The 2,161-nt window shown below is 78.1% G+C and carries 2 protein-coding genes; both read right to left on the bottom strand.

Annotated elements, in window-relative coordinates; all coding sequences use genetic code 11:
- Nucleotides 1–1,568, bottom strand: a 1,568-nt coding sequence (locus FNX44_RS26365; RefSeq protein WP_369123542.1) for a sacsin N-terminal ATP-binding-like domain-containing protein, incomplete at its 3' end; no start/stop codon positions are given.
- A 135-nt stretch (nt 1,569–1,703) separates the two neighbouring features.
- The coding region (locus FNX44_RS26360; RefSeq protein ID WP_143651489.1) for a DUF3027 domain-containing protein at nt 1,704–2,161 on the bottom strand (458 nt) is incomplete at its 5' end.

Below are 2,161 nucleotides of genomic sequence, written 5' to 3'. Positions count from 1 at the left end.
CCCTCGCCGGCCAGCGGGAGCAGGACGTGGCGGGGGCCGATCGTGGTGCGGCCGTCGGCGAGCGGCACCGGGAGGCCGGTCAGCTGGTCGGGGTCGACGCCGGCGAGGGAGTCGTACAGCGCGCGCCACCAGTCCGGGTCGCGTTCGACCCCGGCGAGCCGGTCGATCAGCTCGCCCAGCGGCACCCGGCCGACGTCCAGTGTGCGCAGCTCGATCCGGCGTTCGAGGCCGGCGGGCAGCAGGTGCGGGAAGAGGTCGGCGAGCACGGCGACGGTCTCGGCTCCGGCGCCCTCGGCGATCTCCGCCTCCCGTGGCCGCAGTCGGTACGGCTCGTCGTCCTCGGTGCGCGCGGCGGACGGCAGGAACGGCGTCTCGGGCAGGCGGCGCAGCAGCGAGGCGCGCAGCGCGCTGTCCAGTTCGCCGGCGCCGAGCGGCCCGGGGACGAGGTCGACGACGCCGGGGCCGGGCGGGGCCCACTCGCGCAGCAGCTCGGTGTAGGCGTCGGCCGCCCGTTCCAGCAGGAAGTCGGTGAGCGGGCCGGGCGCGGCGCGGCGCCGGGTGGGCTCCAGCGGGAGGGAGGCGATGAGCAGCGCGGGCAGGCCCAGCGGCTCGTCGGTGGGGGTCGGCGCGTGCACGTGCGGGGTCGTCGCGGGGCGGACGGGAGCGCCTGCGGCGTCCACCGGGACGGCCCAGGTGATCGTCCAGTGCGGGCGCTCGCGCTCCTCCAGCGGGCGGTCGGCGAGCAGCGCGGGGTCCGCCACGCCGGAGTGGGTGACCGTCCGCCAGCGGTTGTCGCCGATGACGGTGTACGGGCCCTCCTCCCGGCGGGCGAGCGTCCGTACGCCGTCGGCGGTCTCGACGGTGACCTCGGCGAGGCCGGGCAGCGCCAGGAGGAGCCCGTCGTCGACCGCGGTCAGCAGCCGGTACGTCAGATCGCGCGCGGCCGGGTCGCGCAGCGGGAGGACGACGGCCGTGTCGTAGCCGTCGGGCGCGCTGCCCTCGGCGGGCAACGGCAGCCGCAGCAGCGGGACATGCCCTTCCCTGCGGCGCAGTTCGTCGGCGAGGGAGGGGAGTTCGGCGGCCATCTCCCGGGCCTCGGCGAGCGACCAGCGGACGCCGCCGGACCGGCCGACGACGGCCGGTTCGTCGGTGACGGCGAGCACGGCGGCGAAGCCGACGCCGAACCGCCCGACGGGTGGGCCGTCGGCGGCGGGCGCGGCGTCGCGGCCGGTGCCGTCGCGCTCGGCCTCGCGGGCGGCGTCGTCGCGCTTGGCGGAGGCGCGCAGGGTGGACAGCGACTCGACGCCGGCGGCGTCCAGCCGGGCCCCGGTGTTGGCCGCGATGAGCGTGTCCTCGGTCAGCGTCAGCCGCAGCCGGCCGGGCACGCCCGCCCGGGCGGCCGCGTCGGAGGCGTTCTGGGCCAGCTCCACGACGAGCCGGTCCCGGTAGCCGCCCAGCGCCAGGTCCTCTTCGGCGTTGGCGTCCTCCCGGAAGCGGGCAGGGGACGCCGCCCACGCGTCGAGCACGCGACGGCGGAGCGCGGCGGTCTGGAAGAGGTCTTCTGCCATGCCGTGACGGTACCGCCCGGCGGCCCGGCCCGGTGACCGGGCCCACTCCCCGGTCGCCCGTTGGCCGACCCGTCCGGTCGGCCCGGTCGGGTCGGCCCGGTCGGGTCCGCCCGGTCGGGTCGAGGGCGGGGCGCCTCAGTCCTCGTGGAGTTCGAGTGCGTCGACGCGGGTCTCGTCGAGGACGGGGTCGGCGGGACGGACCGGCGCGGGCATGACGGCCGCCTCGGAGTGTCCGCCGCAGCCGTAGTCGAGTGCGACGACCCGGCCGTCGGCGGGCGAGTACTGGTTGCCGCACACGCCGAACGACTGCCGCAGCGATCCGGCGAGCGGCACGCAGAACCCGCAGGTGACGCAGGTGGCGGGGGCGGACTGGGCCATGAGGGTGCGCGGGCCGAAGCTCTCCTCCCAGCGCTCGGCGGCGAGCTGGAGTCCGAGCCGGGAGAGCACGCGGGCCCGGCGCATGCCCAGTTCGTCGGCGACCGCCCCGATCTCGGCGATGCGCGGCACCTCGGTGCGCTCGGGCGCGCCGGTTGTCGCGGTCTCCTCGACGGTGCCCGGGGCGGCGGTGTCGGCGGGCGGCAGCGGGGCCGGGG

Source organism: Streptomyces alkaliterrae (assembly GCF_007097205.2).
Lineage (GTDB): Bacteria > Actinomycetota > Actinomycetes > Streptomycetales > Streptomycetaceae > Streptomyces > Streptomyces alkaliterrae.
This window is presented reverse-complemented; position numbering and strand designations above follow the sequence as displayed.